Raw genomic sequence first — 23,012 nt, 5'->3', positions numbered from 1 at the left:
GAGTAGAGACGGAAAGCTTTTAATGTCTTGCGGAAATTAAATGGGCCTATGCAACTTTGCTTACTAAAAGACGTTTTAATTTTTAAGGAGGCGAGCGAGTTTGGAGAAAAAGGAGATTATTAGCTGGATTAAAACAATCGTGTTTGCAGTAGTATTAGCTGCTGGGATTCGTATTTTTTTATTTACACCTGTGAATGTAGAAGGTGCTTCAATGATGCCTACATTTGAAAATGAGGAAAAAGTGATTGTCAATATTATTGGACCAACCTTATCTGATTATAAGCGTTTTGATGTTATCGTTTTTGAAGCACCAACGGGTGAAAATTTTATTAAGCGTATTATTGGTTTACCCGGGGACCGTATAGAATATCGGGATGATGAGCTATTTATTAATGACGAAAAATTCGAAGAGCCTTACTTAAAGAGCAATAGGGAAGCATTAGTAGACAGCGGAAATTTAACAGGGAACTTTACTTTGGTGGACGCTTTAGGAGTGGAAGTTGTACCTGAGGGTCAATATTTTGTGCTTGGAGATAATCGCCGTAGAAGCTTGGATAGTCGAGATATAACGGTTGGCTTTGTCGCACAGGAGAAAATATTAGGTACAGTGCCAGCTGTTGTTTGGCCACTATCAAACGCGCGTATGGTTAAGGAGTAAAAAAGGGCGAGGCGTGCAAAATGCCAGCAACTGCACGGTATTTTGCACGCTTTCGTTGGTGTTACTTCAAAAAATTCACTTGGGTACAATGCAAGAGAATTTTTTGAAAATAGTAGAAACACTAGGTTCATGGGGTTTTCTTCTGAATGAAAGTGCATAACCGAAACTCAAACTGAAAGAAGGAGCTGCCTTTTAGGGCAGCCCTAAATATCTAGCGTCACATGACTGTGAAATGCTGACTAAAGAGAGAGGACTTTTGTTTTTAATCGCTGCATTCAATATTTGGTTCAATTAGCCCTGGTGCTCCGCAATATATGCCAGCATTGTTTCGTAACGTGCAGCGAGTTGCTCTGCTCTGAAGAGCTGTAGCTTGTCAAAGGCATGTTGTTGCTGCTGAACGATTTGGCGTTCTTGAGTAAATGCAATGGTAGGCTCATGCTGGAAAATATATCGTAAATGGAAGAGCTGAAGCATTGCGACCTCAGGGTTTTCTAAATTATAAGCAAATTTAATATTCCATACAGATGTATAAGAAATATATTTATTTACATAAGCAGTAGCATATTGATATTTTTCTTCATCAATATTTGATTGTATTTTTTTATGAATATCAGCAAGTATTAAATTGATTTCAGCTATTGCATAATAAAAGCGTCGCATTGATTTTAATTGTTGTCGCTCTAACGATTTCGCAACATGTCTATTCATTTGCATAGGCAAACACCTCTGAATACTTTCATGTATTGTAGGTCCATTTTATCATGATTTAGGACATGTTTCTTGCAACAAGTAACCGCAGGAGCATTTTTTTATACCGACAGCAAGATGAAGAGTACAAAAAACTTCCACTTCTACAGTAAAATCGCAAAAGACTAAATGCAAGAGCATGGGTCACTGTTATTTCCATGTAAACCCTTGCTGTGCAAGGAATTCTTTGATGTATGGACGCTTTTGCTCGATTAAATAATCTGCCATTTGTTTTGTCCATGTAGCTGTTTTTTGATTTGAAGAACGACTTGCATAATAACCTTCCATCGTTGCATCATATTCTTCTAATAATGCATCATACTTAGCCTCGTCATAGGCATTTTCATGAAGTACTGCAGGGACAGGCAAGCGTGGTTTTGTTTCATTGCGCTTTGTCGGAGTACCAATCGTCAGTGCAAATAACGGAAATACACTTTTAGGTAAGTTGAAAAGTTCGCTAATTTCAGCAGGGTTATTACGTGCTCCGCCAATATAGCAAATGCCGTAGCCCTTCGCCTCTGCCGCAACAACAAAATTTTGTGCAAATAAAGATACATCGACTACACCAACAAGTAAATTTTCTGCAGAATCTGTAACGATATCTACACCGTGTTTTTGACCCGCGGCTTGAAGACGCTTAAAGTCAACACAAAATAAGAATGATGCACCCGCTGTTTGAAATTGAAATTCATTTTTTGATAATTCGCCGAGCTTTTGCTTTTTATTTTCATCCGTAACCCAAATAACGCTATATGCTTGCACAAAATGTGAACTTGCTGCCATTTGTGCTGTTTCGATTAAATCCATTACCGTTTCGCGCGGAATTTGTTCCCCTGTATATTTACGCACGGATGCGTGATTGCGTAAAAGTTCTCTAGTATCCATTTTCATCCTCCTAATGACCTGTATTCGTATATTATTTTATACTACTTATATTAAATAACCAATCAAGTTGACTAAATGCTATTATTTTAGCGATTTGTATGAATTAATTAAAAAACAATTACGCCTTGGCTAACTCTCATTTAGATTTTTTTCGAGCTAACTGATGTGAATTAATCTAAATATTCGCGACCTGCGCTACGTTTGGTAGGCCTTCATTCAAAATTTGTGACATCTATTGAAAAAAATTAAAAAATAATAGTTGACTTCTTGGTTTACAATGCTTTATACTCAAACACAACGATGGAACATGAATCAAATACTCTTATCAAGAGTGGCGGAGGGACTAGGCCCTATGATGCCCGGCAACCGGTAAGCGACGAGCTTACAAAGGTGCTAATTCCTACAGATTCGGATTGGAATCTGAAAGATAAGGGGAGGAAAACTTGCTCATTTGCGAACCCTCTTCTTAGGAAGAGGGTTTTTTGTTTTTCTACCCTCCTCAAAAATCCATTAGCCATCGAATACATTTTAGGAGGAACATCATGTCAACACTACGACCAGAAACATTGTTATTACATGGTGGGCAAAAACCCGATCCAGTAACAGGGGCAATTGCCGTACCAATTTATCGTACAACTGCTTATGCATTTAACGATACTGCTCATGCGCAGCGATTATTTGCATTAGAGGAAGCGGGAAATATTTATTCTCGTATTATGAACCCGACTGTTGGGGCATTTGAAGAGCGTGTTGCTTTATTGGAAAAAGGAACAGCAGCAGTAGCACTTTCTTCAGGAATGGCAGCTATCTCATTTTCTATTTTAAACATTGCTGGTGCAGGAGACCATATCGTATCAGCAGGCTCTTTGTACGGCGGTACTTATAATTTATTTGCTACAACTTTGCCACGTTACGGTATTACGACAACATTTGTAGACGAGAGTGACCCGGAAAACTTCCGAGCGGCAATTAACGAAAATACAAAAGCAATTTTTGCAGAAACAATCGGTAATCCAAGCTTAAATGTGCTAGATATTGAAGCGGTTGCTAAAATCGCACATGAGCATGGTATCCCACTAATCCTTGATAATACATTCCCATCACCATATGGCTCTAATCCAATCGAATTCGGGGCGGATGTTGTCATTCATTCGGCAACAAAATGGATTGGTGGGCATGGCACAACAATCGGTGGTATTGTTGTCGATGCAGGGAAATTTGACTGGACACAGGGGAAATTCCCAGGCTTCACAGAGCCTGATACAACATATCACGGCATCCGCTATGGAGTTGATACGGCAACTGCGGCATTCGCTACAAAATTGCGCGTGCAATTGCTGCGAGATTTCGGGCCAACATTAAGTGCAGATTCAGCATTTAACTTTTTACAAGGGTTAGAAACGCTTCATTTGCGTGTAGTAAGACATAATGAAAATGCCGCAAAAGTAGCGGCTCATTTACGTAACCACCCATTCGTGGAATATGTAAACTATAACGGCTTTGAAGATACTGTATCGCATTCATTGGCGAAAAAGTATTTGAAAAATGGTTTTGGCTCTATCATCACTTTCGGTATTAAAGGTGGTAGAGAGGCTGGGCGAACTGTTATTGATAGTGTTAAACTCTTCTCGCATGTAGCAAATGTGGGCGATGCACGCTCGCTTATTATTCACCCAGCATCTACAACACATCAACAATTATCAGCAGAAGAACTTAAAATCGCTGGTGTATCAGAAGAGCTCATTCGCTTATCAATCGGCTTAGAAGCAGTGGAAGATATAGTGGCAGATTTGGACCAAGCGTTAGCATTAGCAGCAAAAAATGCTTAACCTATAGACAAACGCTTGAATACTCATTTGTATAAAGTATCTATATGGTTTTGTTAGATTGTTGCTAAAAATAGGCTGTAGACTGCATCATTTCGCAGTCGCAGCCCCCTACTAAAATATAAAAACTTAATACCTAGTATTTTTATAAGAATTATTGACTTCTTGATTTTTCTCAATTATAATAAAACCAATCTACTTGCAGGGAATTGAAATTCTTTCAATCTCCAACGGATGTTACAGGATGTTGCGATTTTAAGTAAACTTCCACCAAAAATATTGGAGAAATCTGGGTGGTAGTAAACCGAAGCGTAATTGATAAAATAGGATAAATCAAAGGAGTGTTGAATATGGGACGTACATATAGTGCACAAAACATAGCATCTTATATTGTGTATGAATTAAATGAGACATACACCTTCATCAATTCACAAGCAATTCAATTATTATTAGCAAATGTTGAAATGATGTGGATGAAAGTGTTTGGGCATAGTGCGTTTTCAGAATCAACATATGATTTATTAAATGGGTACATTGTAAAGGAAGTATATGATGCGTATATCGAGCATGGAAATGACCACATTAAATTGCCAGCGAAAGAATGGTTTTTACGCTATGGGGAGTTTCAGCTTGTTCACCGCACATATGCAGTGCCTGCATTTACAGCATTAGAGGAAAAGATTATGCAATCCATTTTGGAAAACTATCGCCGTCAACAATTAACAGAAGTTAGTTGAAATCTTCCTTATTATAATAGAAGAAATTCCCCCATTTCTTTTATTGATATATAACCTACGGGGCTGTCTTGAAAGTCATTTCTTTCTTGGCAGCCCCATTTCTATATTATTTGAATGTTTGGTGACCTCTCTAAAAAAACAAATGTCTGTTTAGGGTAGAATTTTCTTGTAATATCATAAGTATTGAGCTAGAATCACTATATATAACGAGAACGATATAACAAATAAGTCGTGGTTTTTTGCAGAAAATATATAAAATACACAATTTGATTTTGTAAAAAGCCTAAGATTCACTTGATTAGTTGTGAAAGGAAATTTGGAGGCGAAGGTATAGTGTCAAAAGTGAAGGCAGCCATTCTCGGTTTTGGAACCGTGGGGCAAGGAATTTATCATATACTAAAGGAAAGGCAGCAGGAGCTCCAACAGAAATTAGGGGTGGAGCTCGAGGTTGTAAAAATATTAGTTACTGATGCGAGTAAAGAACGTGTAGCTAACACAATGCATTTGATGACGGAAAGTATAGAGGACGTATTGGCAGAGCCTGGATTACAAGTTGTTTTCGAAGCGATTGTAAATGAGGAGCCAGCGTTTTCCTATTTAAAGCGCGCAGTCGAGCATAGATGCCACGTTATTACGGCGAATAAGGTGATGTTTGCAAAGCGTGGGCAGGAGCTTGAGCAACTTGCTAAGGAGCATGGTGTATATGTAGGGTATGAAGCCTCTGTAGCTGGTGGCGTACCTGTTATTAAGACATTAAAAAATGTGCTGTTAGTAAATGATGCCGAACGAATTCAAGGTATTTTAAATGGAACAACGAACTATATTTTAACGAAAATGCGTATAGAAAATGTATCCTTTGAGGAAGCTTTAAAGGAGGCGCAGCGACTTGGCTATGCAGAAGCCGATCCATACAATGATGTGTCGGGGCAGGATGCCTTCAAAAAGTTAATGATTTTATCTAGCTTGGCATTTGGTGAACAGCCTAATTGGTCGGAGGTAGAAGTAATCGGTGTTGATGCAATTTCCCAAGCAGATGTGCAGGAGGCACAGGCGAAAGGGCTACGTTATCGTCATGTTGCGGAAATAGAACGCTTTGCAGACGGAAAAATCGTTGGTAAAGTAATACCGTTATTAGTGAACAAAGAGCATCCGTTATACGCTATTGATGATGTTAATAACGCTGTGGCTGTTGATACAAATTATATTGGGACAATTACACTTGTTGGACCTGGAGCGGGAATGTATCCAACTGCAAGTGTGATGGTAGAGGATTATGCAGAAATAATGACAAAAAGTGTAAGTCAAGTTATCCCGATTTAAGTAAGGGGCGGTGTTGTCTACAAAGGCAGCACCGCCTTTCTTTTAGTATAGAAATTCTTCACTTTAATTCTGGGGGTTGGGCACCCTTTAGTCTTCATCCTTCACATCAATATCTTCGGGGATGGGGGTATTACGCCAAATATCAATTTCCTCTTTGATACGCTCGATTTGCTCGTGGTATGCCTCGAACTGTCCACTGTTGATTAAAAATTGCTCACCATCATGCACGGCTTTAATGCGCCCATTGTGAATATAATATAAAATTTGTTCTTCTGGCATATTTAAGTCTAAGGCTGTTTGAGCTACAGTTTTATACATAAACGACATTCCCTTTCCATTTCTTCAGAAAATCTTAAGATTTACGTTAAGCAATACTTCATTTTTATCCTTTATTATAACATTATAAGAGTTTGCAGCGAGGTGAATGATATGACGAAGTTAACGATACTAGTCGTGGATGATGACCAAGATATCCGCGATGGTATAGAAATTTATTTAAAAAATGATGGCTATCAAGTTTTGAAGGCTGGCGATGGTGTAGAGGCGTTAGAAATGCTGTCACAGCATGAGGTACATTTGATTGTTTTAGATATAATGATGCCGAATATGGATGGTATTACGGCGACATTTAAAATCCGAGCTGAACGAAATATCCCAATTATTATGCTTAGTGCGAAGGCTGAGGATACGGATAAGATTCATGGTTTGTCTGTTGGGGCGGATGATTATATTACAAAGCCCTTCCATCCTTTAGAGTTAATGGCTCGGGTAAAGTCGCAGCTACGTCGTTATGTCGAGCTAGGAACATTTCAAAATAGCGCAGCGCAAATTGAAGGGCTAGAGTTAGATATAGCAGGTCGCCAAGTTTTAAAGGACGGAGAGCCTATAAAGCTGACGCCCATTGAATATAAAATAACAGAACTATTGTTAAAAAATGCTGGTCGTGTTTTTTCCATTCAAGAAATTTACGAAATGGTTTGGAACGAAGAGGCGTATAATGCTGAAAATATTGTCGCAGTACACATCCGAAAAATCCGCGAAAAAATTGAAACAGATCCGAAAAATCCACATTATTTAAAGGTTGTTTGGGGACTTGGCTACAAAATGGAAAAGTAATATTGCACTGGTATGTACGCTAATTAGTGCAATTGCTAGTCTAATTGGTCTTATTTATATCGGGATGTTTCTATGGGCGACAAGAGCGGATTTAATCAATACATTGCAGTTATTACGAAAGCTTTTTTAGGAGGAAACGAAATGAAGAAGGGAAGAGGCGCCCTAACGCTACTGCTCATTTTTTGGACCATATTTTCGTTATTTTCCTTTTTGGGAAATGCGAATACGATTATCGGTAAATCATTTATTACTTCCCAAGAATTCGAGTGGCAGTTGCAGCAATATTATGAAGATTTATATAACAATGTGTTAATGTCTTTTGATGCGGAGAAGGCAAAAAAGCAAATAAAAGTAACACAAAATGAAATTAATTATTATCGTAATTACTATGGTTCATTAGAGGAACAGGTTGAAAATCTTATTAGGCAATATCAAGACCGCCTAGAAGATAACACAGACTCTGCGTCAGCATCAGTTGAAGTGAAAGAAGTGCTAAAGCAGGAGCGTGATCGTAAAATCGAGGAGGTGAAGAAAAATTTCTCGGACGATGCACATGTTGAGGCGAAAATCCGTGCAATAAAGGAGCAAATTATTGATAATTATGCTGCTAGCAAGGAGCGTCAAAAACGAGAGTTCCTATCATCCAATAGTTATAAAATGTTTAGCTACGATTTAGTAGATGTGAATACAAAGCAACGTTTTACAAATAATAATATTGCCGCAACGGCGATATTCGAGGAGCATTTTTTAGAGGAAAACTCCGAGTATTTTGTACCACCTTTAAATAGAAGCATAGGCGAAGTAATTTTGGAAAGCACTTCTGAAGGAATCTGGGAAGGTGTTTCTGAAGTAACATCGGATACGGTTGCTGAAAATGTTCGAAGTGAAGTAGTGATGGAAGTTTACACAGGCGAGTATATTGAAGAGGATTTTGCGTTATTATCGCACACGATTCCGATAACTATTGAGCTACCAAAGTTTACAGGCACGATTACATTGCCAAAGACGGCTTTAAAGGATTCGGAGCTAAAAAGAAATTATGAGGGTTTTGAAGCTTTTAAAATTCTTTCTTATATCATATGGGGAACCGGTCTTTTAACATTATTCGTACTATTCTTTTTTATGCGACCTAAAAGAGCAGAAATCGAGGCATTATTACTAAAAGTGAAGCCGTTATTTAACAAGCTACCAATTGATGCGGCAATTGCTTTGACATTATTAGGTGGGATGCTATTCATTGACATCGTTGATGGGCTAGTGAGGTCCATTTACAATATTGCCTATTACAGTGCTGAAATGTATCAGTTAGTAAATATAATAGAGCTTATTTTCTTATTTGGGCTTGCCGTTGCTTTATTCATGGCATTAGTAATCAGTATATTATGGTTAATTGATGATAGTCGCGATATTGAACGCTGGAAAGAATCGATTTCTCTTCGCATTTGGCAAGCGGGTCAGGACGTCTTTTTAAATCGTTCGGTTGGTATGCAAACATTTGCAATGCTTATTGTATTTTTCCTTGCAGGGGTAGGATTCACAGGCGCTTTAATTGATAACGGGCTGTTCCTTATTTATATACCACTCTTCTTATTCGTATTCGTGCCTACACTATATATATATCTTCGCCGCATGGGCTACCTAAATCGTGTGATGAAACAAGCTGAAGATATGGCAGAGGGGCGTTTAACGACTGATGTGAAGGTGAAGGGGAAATCACCGATTGCAGCGCATGCTCAAAACTTAAATAAATTAAGAGATGGTGTTCGAACATCAATGACAGAGCAGGCAAAAAGTGAACGTTTAAAAACGGAGCTGATTACAAATGTTAGCCACGATTTACGTACGCCGTTAACATCTATTATTACGTACACGGATTTATTGAAAAAGCCTAACTTATCTGAAGAAGAGCGTAGCAAATATATCGACATACTTGATAAAAAATCGGCACGTTTGAAAACATTGATTGAGGATTTATTTGATGTATCGAAAATGGCAAGTGGGAATGTCGAGCTTTTGAAGCAACGAGTTGATTTAGCACAGCTATTACAGCAGGCAATTGGTGAGCATGAAGAAGCTTTTACTACGGCAAAATTAGATTTACGAGTCAATATTGAAAGCCAGCCTATTTTTGCCTATGTAGACGGACAAAAATGGTGGCGTGTTATTGATAATTTAATTGTCAACGCCCAAAAGTATTCATTAGAGGGTACACGCGTTTATGTTACACTTAAACAGCAAGGAGCAGAGGCGGAGCTTGTAGTGAAAAATATTGCGAAGTATGAGCTTGTTGAAAATGTAGAGGAACTGACGGAGCGCTTTAAACGTGGCGATACATCTCGTCATACAGAAGGCTCTGGCTTAGGGCTTGCTATCGCAGGGTCGATTGTTGACTTGCATGGTGCACGAATGAAAATTGAAGTAGATGGCGATTTATTTAAGGTAACGGTTGCTGTACAAGTAGCATTTTAAATAGGGCGTCCCAAACACCGGCAACTGCACGGTGTTTGGGACGCTTTTGATGGTGTCTTTTCAAAGTATTTCTTCGAGGAAAATAGCGAGGGGATTTCTTTGAAAATGAGAGAATCATTGACTTTAGCGGAGTTACTTTTAAATAATGGAGAAGGGATGAAAATCTTTCTTTCAATGCGTTTCTACTACAAAATGGAGCTGCATTTTGATAGTCTTGAATTGTGTTAGGTAAGGCATTTTTGATTTTCTGAGACTTATATTTTTCTACATAGAGAAAGTAATGTTATACTTTTGCATGATAAAGTGAAACTTCATTCAGTGGACGCTTTTCCCACTGAATGTTAGTTGAACCAATCGGGCTTTTACGGGCAGTTGGTCTCCCACTTCTCCTTAAGCCAATTTCACATAAATCTTGAAATGGGCGTCTTACTGCCCGTTAATGCGGGATAAAGTGAAACTTCATTCAGTGGACGTTCTTCCCACTGAATGTTAGTTGAACCAATCGGGCTTTTACGGGCAGTTGGTCTCCCACTTCTCCTTAAGCCAATTTCACATAAATCTTGAAATGGGCGTCTTACTGCCCGTTAATGCGGGATAAAATATAGGAGGATACTATCATTGCAATATTTAATTGGTATAGTAATTGTTGTTATTTATAGCGGTATGACATTTTACATAGGTTGGAATTTCAATTTGTGGCTAGCATCTATAAATATACATATATCGAATCTTATTTTTTGGCCTCTTCTTTATGTAGTAGCATTTGGCTTTGTGTTGGGTAGAATTCATGAATTATTACGTCCTTTATCAGTTTTAGGTAATTATTGGATGTTCATTTTTGAATACGGATTGATTTTATGTATTATTGCGAATATCGTTGTTTTTATTACGCCATTAACAGCGCGCACGACAGGCAGTGTGGCTGTCATTATTTTTATTGTGCTTTTTATTTATGGTACATACAATGCTTATTCGCCTGTTGTGAGAGAAACAACAGTGAAGCTAGATGTCGATGAGCCAATGACGTTTGTTGTTGCGTCAGATTTTCATTTAGGCGTGCTGTCCAATAAGGCACATTTGCAGAGATTTGTGACATTATCCAATGAGCAAAATCCTGATGTTGTGCTTTTAGTCGGAGATTTAGTGGATGACAAGCCAGATTTATTTATTAAGAAGGGTATGGGCGAGGTGATGGCACAGCTAAAATCCACATATGGTGTATATGGGGTGCTAGGCAATCATGAGTATTACGGGAATGCGCTGCAATTAATTGTAGATGAACTGGAAAAAGCGAATGTCAAAATGTTGTTAGATGAAACTATTTTAGTAGGAGAGCGTTTTTATTTAACAGGGCAGGAAGATAAAACGAATAAAGCAAGAAAGCAAATTGCAGATTTAGCCCCAATTGAACGAGATAAGCCTTGGGTTGTAATGAATCATACGCCAGATGATTTGAATGCACCTGCAAATGCGGGCGTTGATTTGCATTTATCGGGGCATACCCATTTAGGGCAGCTATGGCCAAACGAATATATTACACGTAAAATATTTGAATTAGACTATGGCTATAAAAATAAAGAGGGGATGCATGCGCTCGTTTCAAGTGGCTTCGGCTTTTGGGGACCGCCAATGCGTATCGGTAGTCGCTCAGAGCTATGGGTTATTCATGTGGAAAGTAAGTAAATCGGAGGAATTATGGAATGGATTTGATTGAACTATTAAAAGCCCTTTTGTTAGGCTTTGTAGAAGGAATGACAGAATTCGCCCCTGTTTCATCGACAGGACATATGATTATCGTCGATGATATGTGGTTGAAAACGCAAGAATTTTTAGGTTCAAGCTCTGCCAACACATTTAAAATTGTTATTCAACTTGGCTCTATTTTAGCTGTAGTTGTTGTCATGTGGAAGCGCATTTTAAGCTTAGTAGGCTTATATAAAATAGAAGGACAAACTTCGACACAGCGTTTCCATTTAGGACATGTGATTGCGGGGATTATTCCAGCTGGGATTTTTGGCGTCTTGTTTGAAGATATGATTGATGAGCATTTATTTCGAATGGAAACAGTGATTATCGGTTTAATTATTGGAGCAATTTTGATGATTATTGCAGATAAGTTTGGACCGAAAAAGCCTGCAATTACATCATTAGACCAAATTTCATACGGCAAAGCATTGAAAATTGGTCTTGTGCAATGTTTATCATTATGGCCGGGCTTCTCACGCTCAGGCGCAACGATTTCGGGTGGGGTACTTTTAGGCTTAGACCATAAAACAGCAGCAGATTTTACATTTATTATGGCTGTACCAATTATGGCAGGAGCAAGTGGATTATCTTTAATTAAGCATTGGGAAGATATTAACCCAGATCATTTTATGTTCTATGCGGTTGGCTTTATTAGCGCCTTTGTTTTCGCATTGTTATCTATTAAGTTCTTCTTAAAATTAATTTCACGTGTTAAGTTAACACCGTTTGCTATTTATCGTATCGCACTTGCGGCATTATTGCTTGTTGTGTTGTATTTATAAGGAGGAGCGTTCAAAAAGCAGTGCATAAGACTGCTTTTTGGACGCTCTCATTATTTCTGTTTCAACAGTTCGATAATCGTGTCTAGTTTCGTAATTATTTCTTTCTGTTGTGTTGTTGTACTGCTTACTCGTTTGAAGAAAATTATAACCGCAGTAATCGTAGCACATATAAAAAGTACAAAGAGTATTGTTGCAATAATATCACCAGCGTGGTATGCGCCCTCCATGAAAATACCTCCCATTCAAATAGAAAAATAGTTATGTATAGTATCATTAAAACATAGATTAATTATTTAACTTTGCTAAAATATGCTTCGTAAAAGGAAATAAATGCACCTGAAATAAACATTAAACAAAATAAAATGAAAGCCCACAATGTTTGAGAACCAAGTAAAAATCCATAAATTCCAGTAATTCCATTATAATCCCAAGGGTTATTTACTGAAAGTACTATAATTGAAATCAATCCTATTGTCCCACATAAAAGAATAGTTGACCCAAAAAACATTTTTTTCATAGTATTTCAATCTCCTTTTGAGGTTCTATTTTGACCATTTCACTTAAAGGCAAAAAAATATCTGAAAAGCAATGGGAACACACAGCTTTTCAGATAACTCCTATGCCTATTTATTAAATAGGTCGAATAATCCACCGATACCGCCTTCATCGCTTGACTTACCGCCACCACCTTTGCTAGCTGGAGCTGCTGCGAATACACGGCTTGCTAGTCGGCTAAATGGTAGCGATTGTACCCAGACTGTACCCGGACCTCTCAGTGTTGCTAAAAATAGACCCTCTCCACCGAATAAGGCAGTTTTTACGCCGCTGACCATTTCGATATTGTAGTCAACATCCCTTGTCATAGCGACTAAACAGCCTGTATCAATACGCAATGTTTCACCTGGTCGCAAATCATGTCGGTGAATGGTGCCCCCTGCATGAATAAATGCCATCCCATCGCCTTCAAGCTTCTGCATGATGAAGCCTTCTCCACCGAAGAAGCCTGTTGCTAATTTACGCTGGAATTCAATGCCAACAGATACTCCTTTAGCAGCTGCTAAAAAAGCATCCTTTTGACAAATGATTTTTCCGTTCCAAAGGCTTAAATCAATCGGGATAATTTTTCCGGGATAAGGTGCTGCAAAATAAACATGGCGTTTGCCATAGCCCGTATTTGTAAATGTTGTCATAAATAAACTTTCACCTGTTAACAAGCGTTTACCTGCTCCCATAAGCTTATCCATTAAACCACCGCCGCCCTGTGCAGAGCCATCACCGAATACCGTTTCCATACGAATGTCATCTTCCATCATCATTAAGCTACCAGCCTCAGCTACAACTGTTTCAGATGGGTCAAGCTCGACCTCTACAAATTGCATATCATCTCCGTAAAGCTTGTAATCGATTTCGTGATTGTTCATTATTTGCTCCTCCTGTCATTAAGCCTAGGTGAAATGGCGTCCACATATATTCATCGAAGGCTTTATTTTGATTTAATTCTTGTCCAATCAAAAAAATATAATTTACTATATGTACGCAGTGTAAATAAAAGAAGTTTCGAAAATACTAAAAATATTTTTAAAATTAGAAAAAAAGGGTTTGAAGCAGAGAATGTCGAATAATTTGTAATGTAACACAAGAATAGAAGTTTTTGCGTACGGAAAGGAGAGATTAAATGGAGCTGAAAAACTTTATAGCTGGTGAATGGGTGGAAAGCGGATTGCAGGCAATGCCTATTATTAATCCAGCAACAGGTGAGCAACTAGGTACAGTGCCACTCTCAACAAAAACAGAAATTGATGTAGCTGTTCAAGCTGCAAAAGAAGCACAGAAGAGTTGGGCGTTGTTGCCCGCACCGAAACGTGCAGATTATTTATATGAAATTGGTTTTAAAATGAAGGAGAAAAAAGAACATTTAGCTCAAGTTTTGACAAAGGAAATGGGAAAAGTCATTGAAGAGGCACGTGGAGAGGTGCAGGAAGGCATCGATATGGCACTTTACATGGCTGGTGAAGGACGTAGATTATTTGGTGAAACAACACCATCAGAGTTAGCCAATAAATTTGCGATGAGTGTACGTTCACCAATTGGCGTAGTTGGATTAATTACACCATGGAATTTCCCGATTGCTATCGCAACATGGAAGGCGTTTCCCGCTATCGTAGCAGGCAACACATTTGTTTGGAAGCCTTCCAATGAAACGCCGATGATGGCCTATGAGCTAGCAAAGATTTTCGAAGAGGTCGGTTTGCCTAAAGGGGTAGCGAATGTTGTATTTGGTACAGGTCCAACAATTGGCACAGCAATGATTGAGCATCCTGATGTACGAGTGATTTCCTTTACGGGCTCAACAGCTACTGGTAGTAAGGTGGCGGAACTTGGGGGGAAACATTTAAAGAAAATCTCGCTTGAAATGGGCGGTAAAAACGCGGTTATCGTTATGGATGATGCAGATATTGATTTAGCTGTACAAGGAATTGTTTGGAGTGCTTTTGGAACAGCAGGGCAGCGCTGTACGGCATGCAGTCGTATTATTGTGCATCGCGATGTGAAGGAAGAGCTAGAAGAAAAGCTACTAAGAGAAATGCAAGCGATTACAATCGGTGATGGGCTTGATTCGAAGGTTAAAGTAGGTCCTGTTATAAATCGTCAAGCGCTTGAGAAAATTAATCATTATGTTCAGCTTGGGAAGCAAGAAGGGGCAACATTATTAACAGGTGGCCGCATCTTAACGGACACACCATATGATAAAGGTTTTTATTTTGAGCCAACCGTTTTCACGAATGTGCAACCAGATATGATTATTGCACAGGAAGAAATTTTTGGACCTGTTGTTAGCATTATTGCAATTGATAGTCTAGAGCAGGCAATCGAAGTAAATAATGGTGTGCGCTTTGGTTTATCAAGTTCTATTTTCTCACGTAATGTGAATACGATATTTAAAGCACAGCAGCTTTTAGATACAGGTATCGTTTATGTGAATGCGGGAACGACAGGAGCTGAAATCCATTTACCATTTGGTGGTACAAAGGGGACGGGTAATGGTCACAGAGATTCAGGTCAGGCTGCTCTTGACGTTTACACAGAATGGAAAAGCATTTATGTAGACTATAGCGGTACTTTACAAAGGGCGCAAATTGATACGTAACGCTTAAACTCAGCTATTCTATCATTTTTAATACGAATAAATTCTTCTAAGTGCAGTGCTTTAATAATTTTCATTTACTTCAAGAAAAGTGCGTACAGCTGTTGGGAAATCTAGTATTTACCTGCTTTTCCGACAGTCCCACATGACATACTAAATAAAAGGGGTTGGATTACATGAAAGTAGTAGTTCTAGGTGCAGGTTTAATGGGGAAAGAAGTAGCACGAGATTTAGTAGCAAGTGAATCGGTTGAAAAAGTATACTTAGCAGACTTAGTAGTAGATGCGGCAGAGGAATTTGTCGCTACATTAAATACAAATAAAGTAGAGGTTATTGCATTAGATGCAACATCAGACGAATCATTGCGCAATGTTATGTCAAAGGGTCATGTTGCAATCAACGCATTATTTTATGAATTCAATGAAGCGGTAGCAAGGGCAGCGATTGCTACAGGGGTTCACTCTGTTGACCTAGGTGGACATATTGGCGGTGTGACAGAGCATGTACTTGCAATGGCAGATGAAGCAAAGGCGGCAGGCGTTACGATTATACCGGATTTAGGGGTTGCGCCGGGGATGGTTAATATTTTGGCAGGATACGGAGCGTCTAAATTAGATAAGGTGGAATCAATTAAACTTTATGTAGGCGGTATTCCGACAGAGCCGAAGCCACCGCTGCACTACACACATGTATTCTCGTTAGAAGGGGTTTTTGACCATTATACAGAGCCATCAAAAATGATTCAAGATAGCAAATTAACCGAGGTAGAATCTTTGACGGGTGTAGAGCCAATTTACTTTGATGAATTTGGGGTGTTGGAGGCATTTTATACATCTGGGGGTATCTCGACATTGCACCAAACATTCCCGCATGTAAAAACACTGGAATATAAAACAATTCGCTATAAAGGGCATGTTGAAAAATTCAAGCTTTTAGCAGACTTAGATTTCTTAAGCAAAGATAATATGGTAGAGGTAGGCAACCATGAAATAAGCGTGCGTGAAGTTGTACGTGAAGCTTTAAAGAAAAAGTTAGAGCTAGGCAAGAAAGTAGATGCAGTATTATTACGTGCTATTATAGCGGGTGAAAAATCAGAAGAGCAAGTCACATATGAGTACGAAATGGTTGTGAAAAAAGATTTAGAGACAGGCGTAACTGCAATGGCTCGTGCTACAGCAAATACAGCATCGGTTGTGGCGCAAATGCTTGGCAATGGCGTTATTTCAGAGCGAGGTGTTTTCGCACCAGAGTCCATTGTGCCAGGTGGAACATATATTGAGGAAATGGCAAAGCGCGGTGTAGATATTAAAGAAACCTCACATCGCTCCGCAATGATTGTAAAATGGTAAAATGGGGTATGGCTGTAGGGAAAGTGATTTCTCCTGCAGCCATATTTATTTTGAGGGAAGCGCCTTTCTCAAGATTTCAATTTTCCCTAAGTGCAGTTGGAAATTAGCTCTATGCTTATTTTAACGAGTGAATTCTTTGAAGAAAGCACTACCTACAGCATCCAAAATATCGATTATGCATTCCCCTATTTAGTTGTTTCGAGAAAAACATGGACTAGCATTAGTCGAGGTGTAATTGATTTTCAGATTTATCCCGCTAACGGGCAGTAAAACTCCCACTTCAAATCTAAAGTGAAGTCGGATTAAGGATAAGTGGTAGATTAACTGCCCGTAAAAGCCCGAATGGTTCAACTAACATTCAGTGGGGAAGGGCGTCCACTGAAAGAAGTTTCACTTTATCTAAAAAAACTGTAACGAAATTGGTGATGTACCGTCTTATTTAATGACATGGAAATAAAACCATAAAAAGGAGTGGAGAAAAGCATGAAAAAAATACGAGCAATAGGCACTTTATTTGCTGTAGCTATTTTACTAATAACTGCGATTGCTTTGTTCGGAAATGAAAAAACGGCAGCTGCGAGTACAGCTACAGCGGTGTTAGAAGGGAAGCCATTTTATGCTGAATTTTCAGAAATCATCGAAGCTGCAAGCTTAACCAATGGCAAGGTATATGTTACAGATGCTGCAGGAAAAAAGGTAGATGCGCGTTTGACATTAAACGAAACGTCTGATGCTATTATTGTTTGGGATTTAAGCCCTGGGCAATATACGCTATATGTTGAAAAAGGGGCGTCTAAAAAATTGACATTTAACAACAAGAAAAAGTCTGTTAAGTTTAATGTTGTGAAAGCGGTCGAGCAAATAAAGTCGACAAAGGATTTAGTAACTTATTTTGAAACGGTATTAAACAATCAAAATTTTGGTTATGGTCGTGTTCAAAATGAAATGATGGAAACATCCGAATCTGTCGCTGATAGCGCGGCAAGTGGCAAATCTTCAGACCATTCGACAACGAATAATCAAGTAGAGGGCATTGAAGAAGGGGATATTGTTGTTACAGATGGGCGCTATATTTATGCAATTGTTGAAAATGAGCTAGTCATTACAGATGCGAAAAACCCTAAAAATATAAAGGTTGTTGCCAAAAAGGCATTTAAGGATAATCAATATTTAACAAAGCTCATTTTACACAATTCATTATTAATTGTTGCGTATGATAGCTATGAGGAACGTCCTCTAGAAGGAAAAGATTATATGCAGTCGATATCGTTATCCAAGTTTGCCTTCTTTGATGTGGAAAATGCTGATAGCCCAAAATTGCTGCGTGAAATTGGGCAAGAAGGTCATATTGCAGGCATTCGTAAACAAGGTGATGTGTTATATATGGTAACGAATTCATCACCTAATTATTGGTTACTGCGTGAGGGAGTTGACGTAGAATTACGTCCATACACATATGACAGCAATAGCCAAAATACATCGGAGCCAATGCCAATCGAAAAAATTTCAATTTTCCCTGGTAATACAGAGCCAAATTATACAACATTATCAGCAATTGATTTAAAGGACTTGGCAAAAAATGAAGTGAAAACAGAAAGTTATTTAGGTAGTGGCTCTCAATTATACATGTCACAGAAGGCAATTTATGTGACAGCACCTAAATATGATTATGCGGCTCCAGCAGCATCCAATCGTGCTATGACAGATATGATGATTATGCCAGCGGCTTCAAATACGCAAATTTATAAATTTGCTATTGACCAAACGGCAATCAAATTAGTAGGGCAAGCAGAAGTAAAAGGAACGACATTAAATCAATTCTCAATGGATGAATACGAAGGGTACTTCCGCATTGCTACAACAGAGGGCTTTGCATGGGGGCGTAATGCCGATTCCAAAAACCATCTATTTATTTTAGATAGTAACTTAAAGCAAGTTGGGGCATTAACAGATTTAGCAAGAGGTGAGCGTATCTTCTCAGCGCGCTTTATGGGTGATAAAGCGTATATCGTAACATTTAAAGAAGTGGACCCGCTATTTGTAATAGATGTGGCAAATCCAGCAAAGCCGAAATTGTTAGGTGAGCTAAAAATTCCTGGCTTTAGTAACTATTTACACCCGCTTGATGATAAACATTTAATCGGTATTGGCTATGACACAGAAATTCGTATGAATGAATATTCTAAAGAGCCATTTGTCATAACAAAAGGCATGAAGCTAGCGCTATTTGATGTAAGTGATTTAGCGAATCCGAAAGAAAAGTCGGCAGTTATCATTGGAGGGCGTGGCACATATTCTGATGTGCAGTACGACCATAAAGCATTGCTTCGTCATGTTGAGAAAGGCTATTATGGCTTCCCTGTAACTTTATACGAAGAGAAAAATGCCAATGAAATGATTTACAAAGGCACAGGCTCACAAGTATATGAAGTGACAACGAAAGGAATTAAGTTGAAAGCTGACTTAATCGAGCCAGCACAAGCGACCCAAATGTACGAGGAATGGGATAAGACGGTTCGCCGTATGATTTATATTGATAATTCACTATATACAATTTCACAAAGCGGTATTGTTAGCTATGACTTAAATACTTTTGAGAAATTAAGCAAAGTGAATTTCGCAAAATAAAAAAGGGAAGCTGTCCGAATAGGCAGCTTCTTTTTTTGGACAATTAAGAAAATCCAATTTGCACTTTATCTCTTTCCTTCGGTAGGAAATCCGCTAAACCCAGTGTTCTTGTCGTTTTCAAAGAATCCTCCTCTTGCTCTTTTAACGAGCAAGCATTTTATCCCGCATCAAAGCACAAACGAAAGCGTCCAACATACCAGCCGCCGCACGGCATGTTAGACGCTCCCCCATTAATGGTATTTTAAAACTTCGCTTACTGTTACGAATGTATAGCCTTCCTCAATTAAATATTGAAGCACGGCCTCAAGACCATCCGCAGTTGAAGCATGGATATCATGCATTAAAATAATCGCATTATTGTGCATATGATTTTTTATAATCGGCAACAGTTGTTTGGCATCGCGATGCTTCCAATCTAATGTATCAATCGTCCAATTGACAGAAGGAATTGGGATAAGTCCATTAACCCGCTGGTTTGTAGCACCATATGGGGGACGAAATACAGTGGCCGATTGTCCGATTGCTTGCTTAATGGCTTGTTCCGTCGAGTTATACTCTGCTAAAACTTGCTTAGAAGTAAGCTTTGTTAAAACGGGGTGGCTCCAAGAATGGTTTCCTACTTCATGCCCTGCATTATATACTTCTTGTGCAATTTCTGGATAATATTGTACGCGGCTACCAAGCATAAAGAACGTAGCCTTAGCATTATATTGCTCTAAAAGCTGTAAAACCTGTCTTGTTACTTTAGGGTCTGGTCCATCATCGAACGTTAGGGCAACGCGCTTAATATGATCCTGCTCAACTGAATCTGTAGACGTATCTGGGTTTGAGATAATCGTATCAGTGCTTACCATTTGTTCTTGGAATTGCTCAGCAAGAATAGGATTAATATATGAAAGAGAGGTAGTTACAGTAGAGATACCCATTTCAGGGCTAGCAATTTCACCTGAATCAAAATATAAAACTAATGCTTCATTTTGAATGGAGAAGCGCTCGAATAATCTCCATTTTGGTTCAGTTTTCGCCAGCATTTCTTCTTCTAATAAATGACCTTCAAATTCTATACTATCTGTAATTTGTGAGCGTATATGTGTTGAAAACACTTCTAGGTTTTTCAAGTCCTCTCCTAAAATAGCACGAATATCTAGGAGTTCACCAGTTTCATTATTATAAAAATAAGTTGTAACCGTCATTTCGTCACTGTTATTTGTTCGTAATTTTTTCTTTAGCACAAACGAATAGTAATGCTCTTTATATGGGTATGTTTCGAAGATAATATTTAATTCGCCAGGCTCGATTTCATTATTATCAACATTTTTTTCTAAACGCATTTCCGCTATGTAATTTTTTTTCGAGGCTGCAATAAATTCAGTTACCGCCTCGTTAAAGGAATCAGAATTTGATTGAGGATATTGAATAGCATATGGCATTATTTTATCGTTTGAAATATCTGTCACAATGCGAATACCGGGGAAGCTAGATTGGCTTTCTGATACTTCTCCTTGTAAAGCATCTGTTTCAGTTTGTTCGGGCTCGTTCACTTGTTGGAACTTTGACTCTGGGTTAATAATTGTAAAGAATACAATGGCTGCTGCTAAAACGACGATTGCCCCAATAAGAATTAGGTCAATCCATGGTCCACGTCTTTTTCTACGTTCAGTTTTCATGTTGCGTTAAGGGCTCCTTTCTGTTATAAAATATAGACGAATAAGCGCTGAAAAAAGACGACAGATTTTGAAAAAATGTTGATTATTTTATCCCGCATTAACGGGCAGTAAGATGCCCACTTCAAGATTTAAGTGAAAATACGCTAAAGGATAAGTGAGAGATGAGGGGAACCCCTACTGATTGAAGTTTCACTTTATTTAGGCGGATAATCAAATACACGCTAATATGTATATAATCAACTTAATGACTTTAGTTTTTGAAGAGGGGTTTTCAAGCATGCTCGAAAAAACCTAGTTGAAGCCGCACTCCGAGAAAAGTGTCCCCGGTAATGGAAATCAACGAATTGTTAGGCGTTGTTTATAAAATAAAGGCTAATCAATACGCCTGATTTAATCTATTACGACTTGAATATAAAGATAGTAGTCACTACTATTAAGAGAAATAGATAAAGTTTGCTTTTAGTTCAGTTAAAATACCAAGGGAGGTTTGAAAGATGATAGAGAAGCCCCAACAAAACGAACTAGCCATTGATTGCTTCTTATTGGCTGGTCGCATTATGATGGAAAGTGGAGCAGAAACATATCGAGTGGAGGATACGATGCTTCGAATGGCGCGTTCACAAAATATGAATGATGCCCAAAGCTATGTAACTCCAACTGGTATTATATTTTCTCTTGGTAAAACACAGCCGACACGTATTTCAGCCATTTCAACAAGAGTGACAGATTTACACCGTATTGCACTTGTTAATAATGTGTCGCGAAAGCTTACATCTCACATCATAACATTAGAACAAGCATATGACGAGTTAAATAAGATACAAAAAACAAATTATTTTCTACCAATTATTATACAAGTTTTAGCAGCCTCCTTTGCTAGTATTAGCTTTTTAATATTATTTGGTGGAATATGGGGAGATATGCCGGCAGCCTTCATAGCAGGCGGCGCGGGGCTATATGTTGCAACAATGATGCAGAAGCTAACTCGGGTAAAATTTTTCTCTGAGTTTGTTGCTACACTTGTAGTTGGAATGATTGCCTCACTAGCGCTTTATTTCGGTTATGGTACACAAATAGATAAAATTATAATTGGTTCTGTTATGCCACTTGTACCCGGTCTTCTTATTACAAATGCGGTACGTGATTTAATGGCAGGGCATTTTACCGCTGGGATGGCAAAGGGCGCCGAAGCCTTTTTAACAGCATTTGCAATCGGTGCAGGCATTGCACTTGTGATGGCATGGTAACGGAGGGGAATAGATGGAGTATATCATTCAAATAATTTTTAGCTTTATAGCAACAGCCTGTTTTGGTGTAATATTTAATGCACCAATTAAAGCTATTCCATATTGTGGGGCCGTTGGAGCAATCGGCTGGCTCATTTACTATGAGCTTGGGTCGCATGGGGTGGACGAGGTGAAAGCCTCCTTTGCTGGCGCATTTGTTGTAGCTATTTTAGCTCAAGCATTAGCAAGAAGATTCCGCATGCCAATGATTATTTATAGTGTATCAGGCATTATCCCGCTCGTTCCAGGAGGGGTTGCCTACAATACGATGCGCAGCATTGTAGAGCTAGATTATGCATTAGGAATGCAAAATGGAATGCGCGTCTTTATGATTTCAGGGGCCATCGCGATGGGGCTCGTATTTGCTGAAGTTATAATGCAAATTTTGTTTAGCATGCTACGAAAAGGAAAAACCTCTATCCAATCATTTGTGAAAGTGAAAAGATAGGCTTCGAATGTAAAAACGTAGAATAAACTTTGTAGCGGGGAGTTGTCCGAAAAGTCTATTTTGTTTTGACACTGCATTGAAATCAATGTTCCCTTTTACTGAAGGATAACACTGCTAAAGCCAATGTTCATCCCATTGTTAAAAGAGGCGTTTTCTGTTTATCCCGTATTAACAAATTTGTTTGCGACGAGTAACCGCAGGAG

Annotated in this window: 21 protein-coding genes and 1 riboswitch; of the genes, 14 read left to right on the top strand and 7 right to left on the bottom strand. The window is 38.6% G+C overall.

Annotated elements, in window-relative coordinates; all coding sequences use genetic code 11:
- The first annotated feature begins 100 nt into the window (after positions 1-100).
- Entirely contained in the window at positions 101-658 is a 558-nt protein-coding gene (lepB, locus tag MHH70_RS09635) for a signal peptidase I (RefSeq protein WP_342471377.1), read from the top strand.
- Between the two features lie 291 nt (positions 659-949).
- Here lepB and MHH70_RS09630 read toward each other — a convergent pair whose 3' ends face one another.
- Positions 950-1,372, bottom strand: a complete 423-nt coding sequence (locus MHH70_RS09630; RefSeq protein ID WP_107941939.1) for a hypothetical protein — start codon at positions 1,370-1,372, stop codon at positions 950-952.
- 183 nt (positions 1,373-1,555) lie between these two features.
- The gene (gene nfsA, locus MHH70_RS09625; RefSeq protein WP_342471376.1) at positions 1,556-2,290 is read right to left on the bottom strand and encodes an oxygen-insensitive NADPH nitroreductase; all 735 of its coding nucleotides are present in this window, start codon (positions 2,288-2,290) and stop codon (positions 1,556-1,558) included.
- 319 nt (positions 2,291-2,609) lie between these two features.
- Positions 2,610-2,724, top strand: a riboswitch (SAM riboswitch).
- 108 nt (positions 2,725-2,832) lie between these two features.
- Between nfsA and MHH70_RS09620 the strand changes: the two genes are divergently transcribed.
- The 3 genes from MHH70_RS09620 (at position 2,833) to MHH70_RS09610 (ending at position 6,173) form a co-directional block, all read left to right on the top strand.
- Entirely contained in the window at positions 2,833-4,119 is a 1,287-nt protein-coding gene (locus MHH70_RS09620; RefSeq protein WP_107941941.1) for an O-acetylhomoserine aminocarboxypropyltransferase/cysteine synthase family protein, read from the top strand.
- A 347-nt stretch (positions 4,120-4,466) separates the two neighbouring features.
- On the top strand, positions 4,467-4,853 hold the full coding sequence (locus tag MHH70_RS09615; protein WP_342471375.1) for a hypothetical protein: 387 nt from the start codon (positions 4,467-4,469) through the stop codon (positions 4,851-4,853).
- A gap of 333 nt (positions 4,854-5,186) precedes the next feature.
- Positions 5,187-6,173 (top strand): homoserine dehydrogenase, encoded by a 987-nt coding sequence (locus MHH70_RS09610; protein ID WP_107941942.1) that lies wholly within the window; start codon positions 5,187-5,189, stop codon positions 6,171-6,173.
- Between the two features lie 87 nt (positions 6,174-6,260).
- Here the strand turns inward: MHH70_RS09610 and MHH70_RS09605 are convergent, their stop codons facing one another.
- A complete protein-coding gene (locus MHH70_RS09605; protein WP_066167844.1) occupies positions 6,261-6,491 on the bottom strand; it encodes an excisionase in 231 nt (76 codons plus the stop codon).
- Positions 6,492-6,602: 111 nt separating this feature from the next.
- Here MHH70_RS09605 and MHH70_RS09600 point away from each other — a divergent pair, with 111 nt between their 5' ends.
- The 5 genes from MHH70_RS09600 (at position 6,603) to MHH70_RS09580 (ending at position 12,286) form a co-directional block, all read left to right on the top strand.
- Complete coding sequence (locus MHH70_RS09600; RefSeq protein ID WP_066167847.1) at positions 6,603-7,289, top strand: response regulator transcription factor; 687 nt, start codon at positions 6,603-6,605, stop codon at positions 7,287-7,289.
- On the top strand, positions 7,267-7,419 hold the full coding sequence (locus MHH70_RS09595; RefSeq protein ID WP_161485093.1) for a hypothetical protein: 153 nt from the start codon (positions 7,267-7,269) through the stop codon (positions 7,417-7,419). Before MHH70_RS09600 ends, MHH70_RS09595 begins: the two co-directional genes overlap by 23 nt.
- A gap of 11 nt (positions 7,420-7,430) precedes the next feature.
- Positions 7,431-9,758 carry a HAMP domain-containing sensor histidine kinase gene (locus MHH70_RS09590; protein ID WP_235615991.1) on the top strand — a complete coding sequence of 776 codons (2,328 nt, stop codon included), beginning with the start codon at positions 7,431-7,433 and terminating at the stop codon, positions 9,756-9,758.
- Positions 9,759-10,376: 618 nt separating this feature from the next.
- Positions 10,377-11,441 (top strand): metallophosphoesterase, encoded by a 1,065-nt coding sequence (locus tag MHH70_RS09585; protein WP_066167852.1) that lies wholly within the window; start codon positions 10,377-10,379, stop codon positions 11,439-11,441.
- Between the two features lie 17 nt (positions 11,442-11,458).
- The gene (locus tag MHH70_RS09580; protein ID WP_066167854.1) at positions 11,459-12,286 is read left to right on the top strand and encodes an undecaprenyl-diphosphate phosphatase; all 828 of its coding nucleotides are present in this window, start codon (positions 11,459-11,461) and stop codon (positions 12,284-12,286) included.
- A gap of 50 nt (positions 12,287-12,336) precedes the next feature.
- On the opposite strand, the gene MHH70_RS09575 is transcribed toward MHH70_RS09580, so the two are convergent.
- From MHH70_RS09575 to MHH70_RS09565, 3 genes are all read right to left on the bottom strand, one after another.
- A complete protein-coding gene (locus MHH70_RS09575; protein WP_342471374.1) occupies positions 12,337-12,513 on the bottom strand; it encodes a DUF4083 family protein in 177 nt (58 codons plus the stop codon).
- A 62-nt stretch (positions 12,514-12,575) separates the two neighbouring features.
- Complete coding sequence (locus tag MHH70_RS09570) at positions 12,576-12,803, bottom strand: hypothetical protein (RefSeq protein ID WP_066167857.1); 228 nt, start codon at positions 12,801-12,803, stop codon at positions 12,576-12,578.
- Between the two features lie 106 nt (positions 12,804-12,909).
- Complete coding sequence (locus tag MHH70_RS09565) at positions 12,910-13,707, bottom strand: TIGR00266 family protein (RefSeq protein ID WP_342471373.1); 798 nt, start codon at positions 13,705-13,707, stop codon at positions 12,910-12,912.
- Between the two features lie 254 nt (positions 13,708-13,961).
- Here MHH70_RS09565 and MHH70_RS09560 point away from each other — a divergent pair, with 254 nt between their 5' ends.
- From MHH70_RS09560 to MHH70_RS09550, 3 genes are all read left to right on the top strand, one after another.
- Positions 13,962-15,434, top strand: a complete 1,473-nt coding sequence (locus MHH70_RS09560; RefSeq protein WP_342471372.1) for an aldehyde dehydrogenase family protein — start codon at positions 13,962-13,964, stop codon at positions 15,432-15,434.
- Between the two features lie 173 nt (positions 15,435-15,607).
- Entirely contained in the window at positions 15,608-16,780 is a 1,173-nt protein-coding gene (locus MHH70_RS09555; RefSeq protein ID WP_066167866.1) for a saccharopine dehydrogenase C-terminal domain-containing protein, read from the top strand.
- A gap of 483 nt (positions 16,781-17,263) precedes the next feature.
- Positions 17,264-19,408 (top strand): beta-propeller domain-containing protein, encoded by a 2,145-nt coding sequence (locus MHH70_RS09550; protein WP_342471371.1) that lies wholly within the window; start codon positions 17,264-17,266, stop codon positions 19,406-19,408.
- A gap of 230 nt (positions 19,409-19,638) precedes the next feature.
- Here the strand turns inward: MHH70_RS09550 and MHH70_RS09545 are convergent, their stop codons facing one another.
- Positions 19,639-21,075, bottom strand: a complete 1,437-nt coding sequence (locus MHH70_RS09545) for a polysaccharide deacetylase family protein (protein ID WP_342471370.1) — start codon at positions 21,073-21,075, stop codon at positions 19,639-19,641.
- Positions 21,076-21,569: 494 nt separating this feature from the next.
- On the opposite strand from MHH70_RS09545, the gene MHH70_RS09540 reads away from it, so the two are divergent.
- Positions 21,570-22,322 (top strand): threonine/serine exporter family protein, encoded by a 753-nt coding sequence (locus MHH70_RS09540; RefSeq protein ID WP_107941948.1) that lies wholly within the window; start codon positions 21,570-21,572, stop codon positions 22,320-22,322.
- A 13-nt stretch (positions 22,323-22,335) separates the two neighbouring features.
- Positions 22,336-22,809 (top strand): threonine/serine exporter family protein, encoded by a 474-nt coding sequence (locus MHH70_RS09535; protein WP_066167877.1) that lies wholly within the window; start codon positions 22,336-22,338, stop codon positions 22,807-22,809.
- The last annotated feature ends 203 nt before the right edge of the window (positions 22,810-23,012 follow it).

The organism is Metasolibacillus sp. FSL H7-0170 (genome assembly GCF_038593115.1).
Lineage (GTDB): Bacteria > Bacillota > Bacilli > Bacillales_A > Planococcaceae > Metasolibacillus > Metasolibacillus fluoroglycofenilyticus.
The sequence above is the reverse complement of the archived record's forward strand: the minus strand, read 5'-3'. Positions and strand labels throughout refer to the sequence as shown.